An 18,470-nucleotide genomic window follows, 5' to 3' on the forward strand; every position below is an offset into this window, starting at 1 on the left:
AGCTGATGTCTCAACTATACGCTTAAATGGTATCATCGTAGTAATATTAAGTCAATTTAATAATTTGTATGTATAATATTAAGACTTTTTATATTTACTTACGCGTTATATTTGGTTTCGTCAAGCTCATTTTCTTTCTTGTTAACGATAACGTTGACTGTTGCGTCACCGATTACGTTAAGTGGAAGAAGCGCCATCTCAACCGGACGGTTGATCGCTACAACCAGTGCATATGCGATCATGCAGAGATCAGATGTCCAGCCCATACCGGAAAGGATCGTTACGATCAGGGTTGTACCTGCGATCGGGATTGCCGGGCAGCCCATTGCCGCACAGATGGAAAGGAATGCGACTGTGATCAGGTTTGCAGGTGTGATGTCGATTCCGGATGCTGTTGCGATAAATGTTACTGCAAACATATGCATAACTGTTGTTCCGTTCATGTTGATGGTCATACCTGTAGGAAGTACAAAGCTTGTGATCTCCTTAGAGCATCCAAGCTCATCAAGACATGTTCTGGTGTTCAGTGGAAGGCATGCTGCGGAAGAGTTTGTGGAGAATCCGAATACACCGACCTTTGCAATCTTCTTGAGGAATTTTATCGGGCTTAAGCCTGTTGTGAGGCCGATACCGATCGGATAAAGCGTAACTACAAGTACAAACAGTGTCAGCATAGCACCTACAATGTAAGCGGCTGCCGGTGCCAGATACTCTGCTCCGTAGATTGCGAATGTACGGGAGATCAGGCAGAAGATCGCAACAGGACCAACCTTGTTGATCAGGAATGTAAGGTACAGGTTAATGATGTCGCTGAAATTTTCAAGAACTTTTTTCAGAGGATCTACCTTATCACCAAGTGCGTTCATGCAAAGTCCGAGAACAATTGCTACTACTACAACTGCAAGGATACTGTTGTTGCTGCTAAATGCGGTTCCGATGTTGGACGGAACTGCTGTTACGATCGTTGCAAGCGGGTTAAACTGATCCAGTGTTGCAGCCTCTGTAACTGCCTCTGCCGGAAGCTTAACATTGAAGAAGCCTGCGGATTTCATTGCAAATGCAACGATACCTGCGATGCATGCGCCTACTACATAGAAACAGAAGAATCCGATCAATGTACGTCCTGCGATTCTTCCCAGCTTGGAAGAGCTGGAGATACTGCACATTGCAAGGCTTAAGGATACAAGTACCAGCGGTACGATTGCCATCTGCAGTCCTCTCATGAACAGCTGTCCGATAATGTAGAAGAGACCGATAGAATGGAAGCCCTGATCTGCTGTGATATCCTGGAACAGAAGTGCATTGATCACGTTCCATGTTCCCTCAGACATCTGCTGTTTCAGAAGCATAAATCCAAGTCCTACGACCAGACCGCCGACCAGAGCGATCATCATGTTTCTTACTATGTTGTTCTGTTTTTTCTCTTTTGCCATAGTTTCCACCCTTTCCTTTCTTATCCTAAAAAAGTACACATTTTCATATAAAAAGAGCCGGACAAATCAACGCAGTAATCCCTTGTATTAAATCTCCTTTGATTTATCCGGCATTCTATCTCTCATGTGAATGTACTTTATTTAGTTTTTATAAGTGTTTGATCTCAATACCTTCTTCTGTGAATTTCTCACGGATCTTCTGTACAAAAGCAAGTGCTTTTGGTCCGTCTCCGTGTACACAGAGTGTGTCACCCTTGATGTCAAGCTCTTTTCCGTTGATGGATGTGACTTTACCTTCTTTGATCATCTTCACGCATCTTTCGATGGCAATGTTCTCATCTGTGATCATGGATCCCTCCATCTTTCTCGGTACAAGAGAAAGATCATCCATGTATGCACGGTCTGCAAAGATCTCGGATGCTGTACGGAGTCCCTTGCTCTCAGCGATATCACCGAGAACTGCTCCTGCACAGTAGTAAACGATCAGATCTTTGTCATACTCACAGATTGCCTCGCAGATTGCGGTGGAAATGTCCTCGTCATACTGGCAGGCATTTCCCATTGCTCCATGTGGAGCTACATGCTGAAGCTTCATTCCATAACTTTTTGTGAATGCAGCCAGTGCTCCGATCTGGTATCTGACGTAATTCTTAACTTCATCATGAGAGAGAACCATCTTTCTTCGTCCAAAGCCAAGAAGATCAGGATATCCAGGATGGGCTCCAACCATAACGCCACGTTCCTTTGCCATGCGGACTACCTTATCCATTACCATTGGATCGCCTGCATGCCAGCCACATGCTACATTTGCTGTTGTGACATATTTAATGATCTCTTCGTCTCCGCCCAGCTTGTATGCGCCAAAGCTCTCACCCATGTCACTGTTTAAGTCAATACTGTACATGTTGCTACCTTCCTTTCTTTTCTTTACTTGTTGAAAGTATAACATGTTAAACAAGAATAATAAAATAGATTATTTTTTCAGAATATATTAATATTTTCTATATTTCTTTTGTAATAGATTTTACATTTCTTTTATTCTTTTTAGAAAAAGATATTGACATCCGATAAAACATATGCTTAAATAGTCATATGAACATTCAATCATATATTCATATAAATTTCAAGGAGATTTCATATGGAAGAGAAATTAGAGAAGAATTCCATGGAGTCCACGGATTCCTGTGGCTGCGGTTGCGGCCACGACCATCACGATGAACATGAGCATGCGGAACATGCACATGAAGAACACCATCACCACGATGATGAGCATTGTGGATGTGGCTGCGAGGATCATGATCACGAGCATGAACATCATCACCATCATCACGACGATGACCACTGCGGCTGTGGTTGCGAGGATCATGATCACGAGCATGAACATCATCATCATCATCATGACCACGAACATCACGAGCATGAGCATCACCATCATCACGATGACGAACACTGCGGTTGCGGCTGCGGGGATCACGACCACAACCACGAGCATCACGAGCACTCCCACAGCACAGCATCCGCAAAACGTGTCTACATCCTGGAGAACCTGGGCTGTGCTCACTGTGCTTCCAAGATGGAGGAACAGATCCAGCATCTTGACGGCGTAGAAAGTGCGACTATCACTTTCGCCACCAAACAACTTCGCTTAAACGCAGCCGACCCGGATGCTCTGTTACCACAGATCCGCAAAATCTGTACTTCTATTGAATCCGAAGTCAAAGTTGTTCCGAGAGATCCAAAGCCATCCGCTTCTGCTGACGTAACAACCAAGATCTACCTTCTGGAAAACCTGGGCTGCGCCCACTGCGCTTCCAAGATGGAAGAACAGATTGCAGATCTCGACGGCATCTCCGAAGCTACCATCACTTTTGCCACCAAGCAGCTTCGTGTCACCGCAAAGAATCCGGACCGTTATCTTGACCAGATCCGCAAGATCTGTACTTCCATCGAATCCGAAGTTGTAGTAAAAGAAAAAGATCCGAAGCCAAAAGCACAGACAGCTACATCTGAAACTCACGCAGCCAGCAAAAAGGAAACTTTTTCCAAAGAAAAGATCGACACGATCTGCATTATCATCGGCGCGATCCTCTTTGTTGCCGGCGAAATCATGGAACATAAAGGATTTGCAACGACTGCCACTCTTCCGGTATTCGTAATCGCATATCTGGCACTTGGCGGTGTGATCGTCGTAAAAGCAGCCAAAAACATCTCCCATGGACAGGTTTTCGATGAAAACTTCCTGATGAGTGTTGCAACCCTCGCTGCTTTTGCTATCAATGATTCTGCTGAAGCTGTAGGCGTTATGCTCTTCTACCGTATTGGTGAGCTGTTTGAGGAAAAAGCTGTTGAGCGAAGCCGTGGACAGATCATGGACGCCGTTGACCTCCGCCCGGAAGTTGTAAATCTTATTGTTGGCGATGACATTCAGGTAATCCCATCTGAGGAAGCTCAGGTTGGTGATGTTCTTCTGGTCCGCCCTGGCGATCGTGTTCCTCTTGACGGCGTGATCCTTGAAGGAAGCAGCCGTATTGACACATCACCGATCACAGGTGAACCTGTACCAGTTGCTGTAAACAGGGGTGACGAGATCACTTCCGGATGTGTAAATACCTCCGGCCAATTAAAGATCCGCGTGGAAAAACCTCTCGAGGAGTCCATGGTAACACGTATCCTGGATTCTGTGGAAAATGCAGCAGCAAGCAAACCGAAGATCGACCGTTTTATCACACGTTTTGCAAAAGTATACACTCCTTGTGTTGTAGGAATCGCTGTTGCAACAGCACTGATTCCATCCCTTGTAACCGGAAACTGGCATTACTGGATCTACACAGCCATCACCTTCCTGGTAATGAGCTGCCCATGTGCTCTTGTACTTAGTATCCCGCTTGCATTCTTCTCAGGCATCGGTGCCGGTTCCAAGAAAGGAATCCTGTTCAAAGGCGGCCTTTCCATCGAGGGATTAAGCAACCTTGGCGCTGTAGTTATGGATAAAACCGGAACCATCACAGAAGGTAACTTCCAGCTTCAGAAAGTTGTAACTGCCGGTAAATATAACGAAAACGAACTTCTTTCCATGTGTGCAGGCTGCGAGCAGAACTCCACACATCCGATTGCAAACAGTATTGTAGCTGCCGCAAAAGAACGCGGAATCCAGTTTGAAAAACCGATCTCTCTGGAAGAAATTTCCGGACATGGAATTGTCGCAGAAATGTCGGAGGGAAAAGTTCTCTGTGGAAACCGCAAGCTGATGGATAAATTCGGCGTCACCATCGGAGAATTAAAAGAAGCCTCTTACGGCTCTGAAGTATTTATGGCTGTAAACGGAACTTTTGCAGGATATATGCTGATCTCCGATACTATCAAACCAGATGCAAAAGAAGCCATTGCTTCCCTGAAAAAACTCGGTCTTCACACAGTTATGCTTACCGGAGATTCCGAAGACAGTGCAAAGGCCGTAGGAAAAGATGCCGGAATCGATGAAATCTATGCCAAACTTCTTCCGGAAGATAAGCTCAATGCCCTGAAAAAAGTCCGTGAGGCACACGGAACGGTTATGTTTGTCGGCGACGGAATCAATGACGCTCCTGTTCTTGCTGGCGCTGATGTAGGCGCAGCCATGGGAAGTGGTGCAGATGTTGCGATCGAGGCTGCAGATGCTGTATTTATGAATTCCAATGTAGACGCTATCCCGCAGTCCATCGCCATTGCGCGGAACACAAACCGCATTGCATGGCAGAACGTGGTATTCGCCCTTGTGATCAAGATCGCAGTTATGATCCTTGGTCTTGCCGGACACGCAAACATGTGGATGGCCGTATTTGCAGACACTGGTGTTGCCATGATCTGCGTGCTGAATTCCATTCGTATCCTGTATAAAAAATAAAGAATTTGACCGGTGCGGTTTTTTCAGCTACAATAGAAGTTAATAGTTTGGAGGATACGCAAATGAAGAAACCACATATTGATTACCCGATCAATGATGATACGCTGTATCGGCTCGCCGACCTTTTTAAGGTCTTTGGTGATCCTACCAGAATCCGTATCCTGTATGCGCTTTCTGTAGAAGAGCTTTGTGTGCAGGACATTGCCGACCGGCTTTCCATGACACAAAGTGCCATTTCTCATCAGCTTCGTGTACTGAAACAGATGTCACTGGTCAAATTTCGAAGAGATGGAAAAACAATCTTCTACTCCCTGGCAGACAGCCATGTAGCCACCATCATGAATCAGGGTCTGGAACATGTAACAGAAGAATAAAACATAAAAAAACAGTCAAAAAAGCCGATCCTCTTTCCAGCAATGGAAAGAACAGATCGGCTTTTTTATAAACAGCGTTCAATTCTGACGCTTTTTATTCATTTACACAGTTAATCGCATCTACCGTCTTCCTGTACTCAGAAGAAACTTTCTCAAGCATTTCCGGAAGCTTTGCGGCATCCGGATTGCCGCCTCTGAGCTCTTCTGTCAGATCACTGGAAACTTTAAACAGCTGCGTAAATCCAAGATTTGCACAAACACCCTTTAATGTATGGGCGGCACGGAAAGCTTCCTCATAATCTGCTTTGTCCATAGTCTCTACAAGTGTCTGATAACTTGGATCATCAAGAAATTTCCGGGCAAATTTTTCAACCAGCATTTTGTTTCCCGCAAAACGTCCAAGCACCTCTTCATAATTGCTTTCAATTGCACTGTAGCACTGCTCAATTGTCATAGTATATTTCTCCTTTCCATCAGGCATCCTCCGTATTTTTACGGTCCGTTTCCTGAACTGTGCATTATTTATACTTATGCCTTGCTCTGTGATGAAGTACCATCGCTCCGTATGCAGGCATTCTCACATGGAGAATTCCCGCATCTGCAATATATTCTTCCGGCATTTCCGTATAGCCTTCTCTGGAAGAAAGCATCAGCCGCTGAAAAGCTGTTGCTTCTTTCCGGCTTACACCGGTTTTCCAGGCTGTTACTCTCACATCTCTCTCATAATCCTGATTATTGAGGATCACAATGATCTGCTCCGAATCAGAAAAACGGCCATAACTTAAGCCCTGATGATCGTTCCACAGAAATTCCAGGGAACCTTTTGCAAGGAGCGGATATGCCTTGTGTATACAGATCATCCGTTTATGGAAATCCAGCATCTCAAGATCTTCTTTTCCCCAGGGATAGGTTCTGCGGTTGTCCGGATCTGTAAAGCCACACACGCCGGCCTCATCCCCGTAATATACCGTAGGCGCGCCAGGCCACGTCATCTGGATCACAACTGCCTCTCTCATGATCGCAGGGTTGATACCGGCAGATGCCGCCTCTGCTCCCGCATAGGAAAGCCTTCCTACCCTGTGGTTGGTTCTTGTCAGAAATCTGGAATGATCATGGTTGGAAAGCTCATTCATAGCACCGTAAAGAGCTCCCATATGCAAAGAGCGCATATGATGTTTCATGGCTCCGATAAAGGCCTCACTGTTACCATAAAGGTCCTCCCGGTACTCATCGCTGTGCTTCTCCATTCCGGTGAGGAACCAGGTTACAGGCTCCATAAAAGCGTCGTAGTTCATAACTGTATCCCACTCATCACCAAGAAGCCAGCTCTCCGGATTTCCGTAATGTTCCGCAAGGATCACCGCATTGGGATTGGCTTCTTTTACCGCCTTTCGGAACTCTTTCCAGAAGTGATGGTTAAATTCATTGCTGTGGCCCAGATCCGCTGCCACATCCAGTCTCCATCCGTCTACGTTATACGGCGGAGAAACCCATTTCCTGCCTACATCAAGGATCGTCTGACAAAGTTCCTCAGAGTCTTCATAATTCAGTTTCGGCAACGTATCGTGAGTCCACCAGCCGTCATAGGTAGGATTATACGGCCAGCGATTCTGATCCCGGAAACAGAAGAAAGAACGGTAAGGGCTGTCCGCCGAAACATAGGCTCCCTTTTCGTATCCTTCCTGGTTTTCATAGATCCGTTCTCTGTCCATCCATTTATTAAAAGATCCACAGTGGTTAAATACCCCGTCCAGGATCACTTTCATTCCTCTCCTGTGGATTTCTTCCACAAGTTCCCGGAAAAGCTCGTTGCTGGCCTTTAGATTCCGTTTATCGGTCACACGGCGGATATACTTAAGCGCATGGCTGTTATCCCGGTCTCCGGGGCTTAAAAGGCCGTCACAGTCCTCCACGATCTTTCCGATATGAGGATCAATATGGTCATAGTCCTGACAGTCATACTTGTGGTTGCTCGGGGAAACAAACACCGGATTCAGATAGATCACATCCACTCCAAGCTCCTGCAGATAATCCAGTTTATCCATAACTCCCTGAAGATCACCGCCGTAAAATTCCCGGACACCCATAACTGCAGGAATTTTCCCCCAGTCATCCACTTTCACGGAAATATCCCCGATGTAAGAGTATTCTCCGGTTTCCACATCATTGGAAGGATCTCCGTTATAAAAACGATCCACATAAATCTGGTACATGATCGCACCCTTCAGCCATTCCGGCACATGATAATCCGGATAGATCTCAAATTCTGTCCGTTCCTCATGCCTGGTACTGACACCGTTTGTATCGTAATAACAGGTAACAAGCCCTGAATGGATTTCAAAATGATAGCGCACAATGTCTTTTCCCATTATGATCTGTGCAGTATAGTAATCAAAACTTCCGGAAGTCTTCTCCCGTTTCATTTCCAGATATTCCCCGTCATGCACAAGACAGACGTTGTCCACATTATTTCGCTGGGTACGAAAACGGATCGTAACTGTATCGCCCTCCCGCGGTTCCACAGGTGTCCGGTAATATTCTGTTCCATCGCTGAACATCGCGTCTTTATTTAATACCGGACTCATATTGAGTATATACTGCATCTTCTTTGCTGTCTCCATGCTTTCATATAACATTCTATTTTCCTCATTCCGTTTTTAGTACCACTCTCTTAAATATATTATCTTAATTTTTTCCATATCGCAAGTTTATCTACCGGTTTTCTCCATGTTTCCGCTTTTATTTTTACGCAGTAAAAAAGACAGCTGGTTAGGCTGCCTTTTTTGGAGAAGGTATTTCTTCTTATGGGGTGTAGCAAAAACTATATAATGTATTGGGGGGTTTTTACGGTATATATAGTACCATGTGTCCGCCAAAAAGTGTGCACAAAGTTCACAAAATTCAATATGTTTTTTTGTGCACTTTATTCGTTTGTTTCTGCAACCTCTTCTTTTTCTGTTGTAAAAAGTGCTTCAAACTCTTCACGATGTACTTTTTCCTTCTCAAGAAGAAGGGATGCACAGCTGTGAAGAACGCCGATATGCTCTCGGATAATACTCTCTGCTTTCTCGTGGCATTCGCTGATGATACGGGAAATTTCCGCATCGATCTCTCTTGCCACTTCCTCGCTGTAACCTCTGGTATGTGCCAGATCACGGCCGATAAATACCTCATCGTCATCGTTGCCGTAAGCGATCAGGCCGATCTTTTCGGACATACCGTATTTCATTACCATGGAACGTGCAGTCTCTGTGGCACGTTTGATATCATTGGATGCACCTGTTGTAATATCTCCGAAGATGATCTCCTCGGCCACACGGCCTCCGAGAAGCGTTGTGATATCCTCCAGCATCTTGTTCTTTGTGTTGAACATCTCATCATTATCCGGAAGCGGCATGGTGTAACCGGCAGCGCCCATTCCTGTAGGAATAATGGAAATGGTGTATACCGGGTCCATATGCGGAAGCACATGGAACAGGATCGCATGACCTGCCTCATGATAAGCAGTGATCTTCTTCTCTTTGTCAGAGATGACCTTGCTCTTCTTCTCTGCACCGATCCCGACTTTAATGAATGCTTTTTTGATATCTTTCTGCATGATATAAGGACGGCTTTCTTTGGCTGCGTCAATGGCCGCCTCGTTGAGAAGGTTCTCCAGATCCGCACCGGTAAATCCGGCTGTTGTCTGGGCAATCTGGCGAAGATCCACATCATCTCCCAGCGGTTTATCCTTGGCATGGACCATCAGGATCTCTTCTCTGCCCTTAACATCCGGACGTCCCACACCGACTTTTCGGTCAAAACGTCCCGGACGGAGGATTGCCGGGTCCAGGATATCCACACGGTTGGTAGCTGCCATCACGATGATACCTTCATTTACTCCGAAACCATCCATCTCTACAAGAAGCTGGTTCAGTGTCTGCTCTCTCTCATCATGGCCGCCACCCATTCCGGTTCCTCGCTGGCGGGCTACCGCATCGATCTCATCAATAAAGATAATGCACGGCGCATGGCGCTTGCCTTCTTCAAAAAGATCTCGTACACGGGACGCACCGACACCTACAAACATCTCCACGAAATCCGATCCGGAAATGGAGAAAAACGGAACCCCCGCTTCTCCTGCAACTGCTTTCGCAAGAAGGGTTTTACCGGTTCCCGGAGGGCCCACAAGGATTACTCCTTTCGGAATTCTGGCACCTACCTTGGTATACTTCTGCGGGGATTTCAGGAAGTCAACCACTTCCTCCAGATCCTCTTTCTCCTCCTGAAGACCTGCAACATCCTTGAATGTTACTTTCTTATCATCAGGGGTAGACATTCTGGCTCTGCTTTTTCCGAAGTTCATCATCTTCGCATTGCTTCCACCGCCTCCGGACATCTGCCGGTTCATCATCATAAAGAAAAAGATAAGGATCGCACCGGTAAGTACCACCGGAAGAACGGTTCCGATCATGGAACTGTCTTTGGGCACATTGCGGATCGTCGGATCAATGTCATATTTTTCAAGAAGCTCTTCTGCCTCTTTTACATCGGTTACATAGACTGTCCTCTGACCGTCTGAAACAATGTTTGCCGTTACATAACCGGTGGGCACTTCTCTGTTCTGATGAATCACTGCATCCGTTACTTTGTCTTCTTCCAGAGCCTTTTCCAGCTGACCCATTGTGTAACTGCCCTGGGTAGATACCTGGTCATTAAGATACAGATATCCTGCGATCAGTGCCACAATAAGCAGAAGGTACAGGCCTATCTTACCTGAATGCTTGCTCACTTGGTTAAATCTCCTTTCAGTCCTCCAGTTCCACTACTCCGATGTAAGGAAGGTTTCTGTATTTCTGGGCATAATCAAGTCCATATCCTACCACAAACTCATCCGGAATATTGAAACAGCAGTAATCTACCTTTACGTCTGTCACACGTCTCTCCGGTTTATCAAGAAGCGTACAGAGTTTAATGCTTGCCGGATGTCTGCCTTTCAGGATACGCAGCAAATAGCTTAATGTTCTTCCTGAATCAATGATATCCTCCACGATCAGGACATCTTTCCCCTCCAGAGGCTGGTCAAGATCCTTGACGATCTTTACAACACCGCTTGATTTCGTGTCATCACCGTAACTGGATACAGACATGAAATCCAGAGTTACCGGCCGTGTGATCCTCTTGGCAAGCTCACACATAAAGAAAACTCCGCCTTTCAGCACACAGATCATGTGTACATCTTTTCCCTCGTAATCTTTGTTGATCACATCTGCAACTTCCTGGATACGGGCATCTACTTCTTCTTCACTGAGTAAAACCCTGATTTTTTCGCTCATGTTAAAACTCCTCCTTGGTAATGTAATTCCAACACTCTCCCTGTAGTGGAAGTGACCTTATACTGTTCGTTCATTCGTCCTCCCGGGATCCAGAGGATCTCTGATCCTGTGGCAACAACCGGAATCTGATCCCTTAAACCGGCCGGAATCTTCTCGTCAATAAAGACACGGTTCAGTTTCTTTCTTCCTCCGGCACTGTTTACAACAAGATAGTCTCCCTGTTTTCTGGTACGAACGCATGGACTACCTTTTATTTTATCATAATCCATCCATTTCGTATACTTTTTTTCTTCAATCTTCTGATTCTTATAGGGAAAAATTTTTGTCTCAAAGATTCCGAAAGAACATCTGAGGGTTCCTGGAACCGGAATTTCAAAAAAACACTCTGTATACTCCGGTGCCTCCTGCGTTTCTGTCTTTTCCAGCAGAATCCCTCCATACTGCCGGATGGCCCTTAAATGCTGCGGAAAGCAAATATAACGGCCGATTTCTTTCTCCCTAAGGGAAAATACCTGTTCTACGTGAAGAGAGGTAAAATCTTTTCTTTTCCCCGCAAGCTGTTCAAAACCTTCCATCACTGCATATTCCCGGATAATGGAATCTTCTTCAAAAAAGATATCATCCAGAAAATAGCCTTCTTTCCGCCTGCACAGTTTCAGAAGTTCTTTTCCTTTTTTTTGGAAATACTCATCCGCAGACGCAAGGATTCTGGCTGTTTCCGCCATATGTTCCACTGCCTTTTGGTTAATTTCCATCTCCATTGCAGGAAGTATGTGATGCCGGATTCTGTTTCTCGTATATTCATCAGAAAGGTTACTGCTGTCTGTAATATAGGGAATTCCTCTTTCTTCCAGATAATAGACAATTTCCTTCCGTTCTAAACATAAAACCGGCCGGATAATTTCTCCATTACAGGGGCGAATTCCCGAAAGGCCGCGAAGGCCTGTCCCTCGTGCCAGATGATGTAGCATGGTTTCTGCCAGATCATTACAGTTATGGGCCAGCGCAATGCAGAACCGCCCCATTCCCTCTTCCCGTTTTTCCGAAAAACCAAGCTTCTTTTTTTCTTCCGCAAAAGCCTGCTTACGAACAATCCTTCCGGTTTCTTCCTCTCCCAGTTTCCACTCCCTGGAAAGTCTGGGAACCGGATAATGATAAGACTGAAACGGAATTTTCCATTCTTCACAGATTTTTTTTACAAGGGCTTCATCTCTGTCCGCTTCTTTTCCCCTGATTCCATGGTGGATATGAACCGCCTCCAGGGAAAATCTAAACTCTTTTTGTATGCTTTTTAAAATATGGAGCATGGCAACAGAATCCGCTCCTCCGGATACTCCCGCCACTATCATACTTCCAGCTTCCAGCATCTGATTTTCCCTGATATATTTTTTTACACGTTCGATCATTTTTTCTCCTGTATCAAAGACTTTCTATTTTTTCCAAAGGCCGGCCACAACTACCGTCATATCATCTTTTGCCCGGTAATCGCTGTATCCCAGAACCCGTTCCAGTATTCCACGCCCAATCTCTTTCGGTTCTTTTTCCCGGATATCCATAATAATTTCCTTCATGGTCTCCTCTTCCCGCTCTGCAGGCAGCGCATCCAGAACTCCATCTGTCATCATAATCAGATAATCTCCATGGTAAAGTTTTCTGGATGCCGTATCAAAATCCAGCTGCTGAACCAGGCCTGCTGCCAGACTTTCCGATGCAATGGACTCCACCCAGTGGTCTCTTTTTATGAATGTAGAGGATGCACCCGCCTTCAGGAAATTACAGATTCCCGTGTAAAGATCCACCGCACAGATATCTACTGTGGAAAACATTCCTTCTCTTCCTTTCAGAATCAGTGCCGAATTCACCATTCGTGCTGCTGTTTCCTGAGAAAATCCGGATTCCATAAACTGTTCCAGCAGCTCCACCACAATTTCACTTTCCCTGAAAGCTTCCATCCCGGACCCCATTCCATCCGAAAGGCAAAGAAAAAACCTGCCATCTTCCTCCTGGCGGCAGATATAATTGTCTCCGGAAACTTTTTCCGCTTCTCTTGTCAGGCTTGCCACTCCGTAAAGAATCTGATAACTTACATCCTCCACGAAATGCACGGTATGAAAATCCCCATTTACAATACTCCTGCTTCCCTGCTCCGGTGTCATAGGGCTTCCACATATTCTAGATAAAATCTGTGTAATTTCCGTCATAGAAACACACTGCCCGCTTCTGGCACGAAGATTCAGAAATACCTGCCGTCTTCCTTCTACTTTGTCCATAACCCAGACATTTTTTATGATTACATGTTTTTTGCGGAAAGCCTTCCGGAGATCCTCCCGGAAGCTGGGATCTGCCGGCATAATGTCATACAATTCTTCGGCCACGTGATCCATAATTCTGGATATCTCAGTAAGCTGCTGTGCAACCGCAAGACGACTTTCAATCATTCGGTTATCCCAGACCAGATTCTGTCTCTCTTCCCGAAACTCTTCATTCAGAACCTGAAAATACTGAGCTGACCGCCCACAGGCGCTGATCCATTCACTTCGCGCCTGACATATGGCTTCCTCATCGCCTTCTTCCATAACACGGATCATCTTCTCACTGCCCCGCATGGTTTCCCCGGCACGTTCTCCCCAGCAGATTTCTCTCTGATAACATCTGGCACAGACAGAAGCACTGGTGTCAGAAATAATACGGTTCAGCTGTCCTCCGCTCAAAAACTCCTTACGGTATGGCATCCCATAAAAAGTTTCCGCCAGTTTTCGGAATGATGCTGCATACCGTTCCACTTTTTCCTTCTGGGGATGGCTTTCACATAGCGGCATCATCTCTTCTTTTTCCTGCGTTCTTCCTGAAAAGACAGTTTTTGCCATGTCCCGGAGTATCAGCAGAATGCTGACTACGAGCATGGCAATGATCCATTCCTGCATATTTTTCCCTCCCCTTATAACCTTCACTGACTGATTATTATAAAGGAGGGATTCTGAAATATGTGTCAAAACCGCACGATAATCCCAGGAAATTTTCTGCCAAAAGACTTCTGGTTTCGGCTATTTTTCTTCCTGAAATACAATCTCATTGTCTTTTACAAGACCAAGCTTTTCTCTGGCTGCTTCTTCTACATATTCATCGGTTTTCATATATTCTTTCTGAGCTTCTATTTCCTTGGTTCGTTCCTTCTCACTGTCAATTGATTTATCCAGTGCCGCCGCCTTGGAATTATAATAATCCAGACGTTGCTGCAGCCCCTTGCTCTGCACCATAAGACTTCCAAGCAGCACCAGCGCAATCACGGCAATTCCTACCATACCAAGATAATTATAACCGATTATCTTCTTTTTTTTCCCTTTTTCCGGCTTTTTCAATCTGTCTGCTCCTTTTTTATCTTTCCTGATTTTCATTTTTATTATGAGCTTATACATCCAGATTTTACAACTTCTGTTAAAAAATATCAACCAGTTTACTGTCTTTTTTTGTCCTTATTGAAACAGTCTTTTTAAAAAGGACTCTTCCTTTTTTTCCTTCTTTCTGCCAAGATATGCAAGGCTGTCAATTCTGCCTTCCAGACTCAGTTCCCCGCTCTCCAGATCCAGATGCCTTACATGCAGGGAATCTCCTTTCAGGGACAGTTTTCCTTCTTCTGTGTGCAGCAGTATCTCTTTTTCGTCAAAAGATATCACCTCCCGGATTCCGGTGATTGTGCCCCCCTTCTGTCTTTCCAGCATCAGCTTATGAGCTACCGCAGATTTCTTTCCGTCCAAAACCAGCCTCCCGGGAACCGTTTCTCTTTTAATCTATGAAACGCCGTATGGAAATAGACCATTCGCAAAAACATGCCCATCGGCCGGATATCGAAACGTGCAGAAAGCGTTTTCCGGATCTGGTTAAATATAGCGGAACATACTCTCTACTTCATCTTTTTTTACTGTATCTTTTACTTCCAGAACTTCCACCTTTACGTTACGGCTTCCGAACTGAATTTCCACAGTATCTCCGGTTTTCACCTGTACAGATGCCTTGGCCGGTTTGTCATTTACCAGAACTCTTCCTGCATCGCATGCCTCATTGGCCACTGTACGGCGTTTGATCAGTCTGGATACTTTCAGATATTTATCAAGACGCATATTTTTTTCCTCCTTTAACAAAACTTTCGTAGTAAAAAAGCAGGAGAAACCGGTTTCTGGTTCCTCCTGCCGTTATCACTGAATCAACAGATTATTTACCGTTAACAACATCCTTTAAAGCTTTTCCTGCTTTGAATTTCGGAGACTTGGAAGCCTCGATTGTCATGGTCTCACCAGTCTGAGGATTTCTTCCCTCTCTTGCAGCTCTTGTGCTTACTTCGAAAGTTCCAAATCCAACAAGCTGAATCTTCTCGCCTTTTTTCAGTTCATCAGTTACAACATCGATAAAAGATTTCAGAACAGCTTCTACATCTTTCTTGGAAAGATTGGTGTCTTTCGCCATTGCTGCTACTAACTCTGTTTTATTCATGGTGTTTCCTCCTATAATTGATGTTCTCTTATTTTTTTGGCTTTGCCTTATATATATAAACCTTTTGGCTTATAATGTCAAGGTTTTTCGCATATTACAGGCGGAAGGATGACCCATTTATTTCATGGAATCAACCATTTCAAGAACTGCCTTGCCCATTGCATCGGATTTCTCGTCTGCATCTGCAAGAGAGGTTCCTTTTACTCCATAGTAGAATTTTACTTTCGGCTCTGTACCGGACGGTCTTACGCATACCCATGCATCGTCTGTAAGCTCATAATAAAGAACATTGGAGTTCGGAAGGCCTGTCGGTTTCTTCTCTCCTGTAGCAAGATCTGTAATCTCATCCAGTTTATAGTCACGTACTGCGGTTACTTTATGACCTGCAAACTCTGCCGGCGGATTCTGACGAAGTGTTGTCATGATCTCCTGAATCTTCTGGAGTCCCTCGATACCCTTCATGGTAACTGCCTGGATAGCATCTTTATAATATCCAAACTCCTCATACATATCAATCATTGCATCCCAGAGAGTCTTGCCCTGTGTCTTATAGTAAGCGGCAGCCTCGCAAAGTGCCATAGTAGCAACGATGGCATCTTTATCTCTTGCATAGGTTCCGATCAGGCAGCCATAGCTCTCCTCAAATCCGAAAAGATATGTACCCTTACCGCTGTTCTCAAATCCAAGGATCTGCTGTCCGATGTATTTGAATCCGGTAAGCACTTCGATGAGGTTCACGTTGTATCCCTTGGCAATCGCATCTGCCAGGTTTGTTGTAACGATTGTCTTTACAAGAGCTCCATCCTCTGGAAGACTTCCGTTTACAGCCTTTCTCTGGCTCAGCTCATAGTTTGCAAGAAGGCATCCGGACATGTTTCCTGTAAGGTCATGGTACTCACCGTTTTTATCTTTTACACGGACACCAAGACGGTCTGCATCCGGATCTGTTGCAAGTACGATATCTGCATCAACTTCTTTTGCAAGCTTCAGGCCAAGTTCAAATGCCTCTGCTGCCTCCGGGTTCGGATAGCTGACTGTCGGGAAATCTCCGTTTGGAAGTTCCTGTTCCGGTACTACGTATACGTTCTCAAATCCAAGCTCTTTCAGGATTCTTCTGGCCGGGATATTACCAGTTCCGTGAAGTGGTGTGTAAACGATCTTGAGGTTCTTGCCCTCTGCCTGGATGGCATCCATATGGATGATCTGTTTCTTAAGCTCTGCCATGTAAGCATCGTCAACAGCCTGTCCGATCACCTCGAAAAGTCCTGCCTTCACTGCTTCTTCTTTATCCATGGTCTTTACGGTATTCCAGTCGGAGATTGCCTTAACCTCACCCATGATTCCGGTGTCATGAGGTGGTGTGATCTGTGCACCGTCTTCCCAGTAAACCTTGTATCCGTTGTATTCCGGCGGGTTATGGCTGGCTGTTACGTTGATACCTGCAACGCATCCCAGATGACGTACTGCAAAGGAAAGCTCCGGTGTCGGGCGAAGTGTCTCGAAGATGTAAGCCTTGATTCCGTTAGCTGCCAGGCAAAGTGCTGCTTCCTGAGCGAACTCCGGTGACATATGACGGGAATCATATGCAATGGCAACACCCTGGGATTTCTTGTCTACTTTTGCGATGTAGTTGGCAAGACCCTGAGTTGCTCTTCTTACTACATAAATATTCATACGGTTGGTACCCGCGCCAATGATACCGCGCAGGCCTGCCGTACCAAATTCAAGATCCATATAAAAACGCTCTTTGATCTCATTTTCGTCGTCTTTGATTGCTTTCAGCTCTTCTTTTGTTGCCTCGTCGAAGTATGGGTTTTCAAGCCACTGATTATAGATTTCCTTATAATCCATGTTCCAAAATACCTCCCTGTTTCTTTGTATAAGATAATTAACATTATATAACAATTTTCTGAAAAAGGGAAGTTTTGTTTTTGACACATTCAGAATTATTCCTGCCGGAAGCACTGTTTTGAAAATTCCTCCCACTGTTTTTTCTGATGAATCAGGGTTCGCAGCTTTTCCACATTTTTCCCGGAAACCACTGCTTTATTATGAGTATAATAATGATTGGCAAGTTTCCAGTATTTTTCTGGATAACAGAATCGGACTCTTAAATTCTGCCACTCAGACTCTGAAATCGGGCGTACCGAATTGTATGCGGAAAGCATTTTCCGGGCAATGTGTAAGTCCCAGCAATATTTCTCCAGAATTTTTCGCATAAAACGGTACAGATCTGCCATCTGCACATCAAAACTCCAGTGGCTGAAATTGGTTACTGCTGTATTTTTTCCAAGGATCAGTACATTATGCTGATTATATTCCCCATGACAGATACTGCCTTTCTGGAGAGCCTGCTGCCGCAAATTTTTATAATCCGTGGTTTCCAGCATATCTGCCGCTTCTTCTCCCTTCTGAAGAAACCATTCCACACTTTTCAGATAATCTTTTTCAAATTGATTGGATGCTCCTTTTTTCCGGATAAAACGACGTATCTTTTTCATTTCCTGATTATGCCGGCTATATTCATCCTGCAGATCTCTTCCCACATAATCCATTTCCACCGGAAGCTGCATGATTTTGTGGATTTGTGCCAGAGTACGGATACTCTTTAAAATATCCGTTTCGGATTTCGTATCACATTCCCGTCCCTCAAACCAGATCTGTGCAGTGTATGGAATGGCATCTTTGTCCCTGCTTACCAGAACACCCTCCTGATTTCTGAGATAAGCATCCACGAAACAATTCTGTTCTTTCAGTTTTTCAAGAAGCTGCTGCTGCATGGAAAGCTTTTTTTCTGAGCCGTGAAATTCCCGGAGTATCACAGGACCTTTTTCTGTCTGGCAAAGAAGTGCACCCCTCACCCTGCCGGAAGTAAATGCTGTAAGCCCATACTGCTCCAGTACGCTCAAACCATAATCATACAAAAAAGTTCCCCCCTGCCTTATTTTACGTTCTATCTTATGCAGGGGGGATTTTC

At 45.0% G+C, this 18,470-nt stretch carries 16 protein-coding genes; 2 read left to right on the forward strand and 14 right to left on the reverse strand.

Annotation, left to right across the window (positions count from 1 at the left end; translation table 11 throughout):
* Window positions 1-98: 98 nt before the first annotated feature.
* Both GPK88_RS11555 and GPK88_RS11560 read right to left on the reverse strand, forming a co-directional pair.
* Window positions 99-1,433 (reverse strand): dicarboxylate/amino acid:cation symporter, encoded by a 1,335-nt coding sequence (locus GPK88_RS11555; protein ID WP_148447280.1) that lies wholly within the window; start codon window positions 1,431-1,433, stop codon window positions 99-101.
* A 148-nt stretch (window positions 1,434-1,581) separates the two neighbouring features.
* Window positions 1,582-2,337, reverse strand: a complete 756-nt coding sequence (locus GPK88_RS11560) for a LamB/YcsF family protein (protein WP_021976404.1) — start codon at window positions 2,335-2,337, stop codon at window positions 1,582-1,584.
* A gap of 234 nt (window positions 2,338-2,571) precedes the next feature.
* On the opposite strand from GPK88_RS11560, the gene GPK88_RS11565 reads away from it, so the two are divergent.
* A complete protein-coding gene (locus GPK88_RS11565; protein WP_256442577.1) occupies window positions 2,572-5,316 on the forward strand; it encodes a heavy metal translocating P-type ATPase in 2,745 nt (914 codons plus the stop codon).
* A gap of 62 nt (window positions 5,317-5,378) precedes the next feature.
* Window positions 5,379-5,690 (forward strand): ArsR/SmtB family transcription factor, encoded by a 312-nt coding sequence (locus GPK88_RS11570; protein WP_021976406.1) that lies wholly within the window; start codon window positions 5,379-5,381, stop codon window positions 5,688-5,690.
* A gap of 94 nt (window positions 5,691-5,784) precedes the next feature.
* Here GPK88_RS11570 and GPK88_RS11575 read toward each other — a convergent pair whose 3' ends face one another.
* The 12 genes from GPK88_RS11575 to GPK88_RS11630 all read right to left on the reverse strand — a co-directional run bounded on the left by GPK88_RS11575 (window position 5,785) and on the right by GPK88_RS11630 (window position 18,417).
* Window positions 5,785-6,144 carry an Hpt domain-containing protein gene (locus GPK88_RS11575; protein WP_173771450.1) on the reverse strand — a complete coding sequence of 120 codons (360 nt, stop codon included), beginning with the start codon at window positions 6,142-6,144 and terminating at the stop codon, window positions 5,785-5,787.
* Window positions 6,145-6,208: 64 nt separating this feature from the next.
* Entirely contained in the window at window positions 6,209-8,326 is a 2,118-nt protein-coding gene (locus tag GPK88_RS11580; protein WP_215707836.1) for a glycoside hydrolase family 13 protein, read from the reverse strand.
* Between the two features lie 287 nt (window positions 8,327-8,613).
* Window positions 8,614-10,461 (reverse strand): ATP-dependent zinc metalloprotease FtsH, encoded by a 1,848-nt coding sequence (gene ftsH, locus GPK88_RS11585; protein WP_215707837.1) that lies wholly within the window; start codon window positions 10,459-10,461, stop codon window positions 8,614-8,616.
* A gap of 16 nt (window positions 10,462-10,477) precedes the next feature.
* Window positions 10,478-11,005, reverse strand: a complete 528-nt coding sequence (gene hpt, locus GPK88_RS11590; protein WP_173762388.1) for a hypoxanthine phosphoribosyltransferase — start codon at window positions 11,003-11,005, stop codon at window positions 10,478-10,480.
* Window positions 11,002-12,411: a tRNA lysidine(34) synthetase TilS gene (tilS, locus tag GPK88_RS11595; protein WP_173762389.1), complete on the reverse strand. Its 1,410-nt coding sequence runs from the start codon at window positions 12,409-12,411 to the stop codon at window positions 11,002-11,004. Before tilS ends, hpt begins: the two co-directional genes overlap by 4 nt.
* A 24-nt stretch (window positions 12,412-12,435) precedes the next feature.
* Complete coding sequence (locus GPK88_RS11600; RefSeq protein WP_173762390.1) at window positions 12,436-13,929, reverse strand: SpoIIE family protein phosphatase; 1,494 nt, start codon at window positions 13,927-13,929, stop codon at window positions 12,436-12,438.
* A gap of 120 nt (window positions 13,930-14,049) precedes the next feature.
* Window positions 14,050-14,400 carry an FtsB family cell division protein gene (locus GPK88_RS11605; RefSeq protein ID WP_252197761.1) on the reverse strand — a complete coding sequence of 117 codons (351 nt, stop codon included), beginning with the start codon at window positions 14,398-14,400 and terminating at the stop codon, window positions 14,050-14,052.
* Window positions 14,401-14,478: 78 nt separating this feature from the next.
* The gene (gene yabP, locus GPK88_RS11610) at window positions 14,479-14,760 is read right to left on the reverse strand and encodes a sporulation protein YabP (protein ID WP_243279005.1); all 282 of its coding nucleotides are present in this window, start codon (window positions 14,758-14,760) and stop codon (window positions 14,479-14,481) included.
* Window positions 14,761-14,883: 123 nt separating this feature from the next.
* Entirely contained in the window at window positions 14,884-15,123 is a 240-nt protein-coding gene (locus GPK88_RS11615) for an RNA-binding S4 domain-containing protein (protein WP_118062154.1), read from the reverse strand.
* Between the two features lie 91 nt (window positions 15,124-15,214).
* Entirely contained in the window at window positions 15,215-15,544 is a 330-nt protein-coding gene (gene hbs / locus GPK88_RS11620) for a non-specific DNA-binding protein Hbs (protein ID WP_278278404.1), read from the reverse strand.
* 66 nt (window positions 15,545-15,610) lie between these two features.
* Window positions 15,611-17,344, reverse strand: coding sequence for a phospho-sugar mutase (locus GPK88_RS11625; protein WP_148447292.1), 1,734 nt, complete (start codon window positions 17,342-17,344; stop codon window positions 15,611-15,613).
* 95 nt (window positions 17,345-17,439) lie between these two features.
* The gene (locus GPK88_RS11630; RefSeq protein ID WP_148447294.1) at window positions 17,440-18,417 is read right to left on the reverse strand and encodes a CotS family spore coat protein; all 978 of its coding nucleotides are present in this window, start codon (window positions 18,415-18,417) and stop codon (window positions 17,440-17,442) included.
* Window positions 18,418-18,470 lie beyond the last annotated feature (53 nt).

Origin of the sequence: Blautia sp. MCC269 (assembly GCF_018785655.1) — a bacterium.
Classification (GTDB): domain Bacteria; phylum Bacillota; class Clostridia; order Lachnospirales; family Lachnospiraceae; genus Blautia_A.

Coding starts and splice junctions, on each gene's coding strand:
- GPK88_RS11555 (WP_148447280.1), bottom strand. CDS start 1,433: ATGGCAAAAGAGAAAAAACAGAACAACATAGTAAGAAACATGATGATC.
- GPK88_RS11560 (WP_021976404.1), bottom strand. CDS start 2,337: ATGTACAGTATTGACTTAAACAGTGACATGGGTGAGAGCTTTGGCGCA.
- GPK88_RS11565 (WP_256442577.1), top strand. CDS start 2,572: ATGGAAGAGAAATTAGAGAAGAATTCCATGGAGTCCACGGATTCCTGT.
- GPK88_RS11570 (WP_021976406.1), top strand. CDS start 5,379: ATGAAGAAACCACATATTGATTACCCGATCAATGATGATACGCTGTAT.
- GPK88_RS11575 (WP_173771450.1), bottom strand. CDS start 6,144: ATGACAATTGAGCAGTGCTACAGTGCAATTGAAAGCAATTATGAAGAG.
- GPK88_RS11580 (WP_215707836.1), bottom strand. CDS start 8,326: ATGTTATATGAAAGCATGGAGACAGCAAAGAAGATGCAGTATATACTC.
- hpt (WP_173762388.1), bottom strand. CDS start 11,005: ATGAGCGAAAAAATCAGGGTTTTACTCAGTGAAGAAGAAGTAGATGCC.
- tilS (WP_173762389.1), bottom strand. CDS start 12,411: ATGATCGAACGTGTAAAAAAATATATCAGGGAAAATCAGATGCTGGAA.
- GPK88_RS11600 (WP_173762390.1), bottom strand. CDS start 13,929: ATGCAGGAATGGATCATTGCCATGCTCGTAGTCAGCATTCTGCTGATA.
- GPK88_RS11605 (WP_252197761.1), bottom strand. CDS start 14,400: ATGAAAATCAGGAAAGATAAAAAAGGAGCAGACAGATTGAAAAAGCCG.
- GPK88_RS11615 (WP_118062154.1), bottom strand. CDS start 15,123: ATGCGTCTTGATAAATATCTGAAAGTATCCAGACTGATCAAACGCCGT.
- GPK88_RS11625 (WP_148447292.1), bottom strand. CDS start 17,344: ATGGATTATAAGGAAATCTATAATCAGTGGCTTGAAAACCCATACTTC.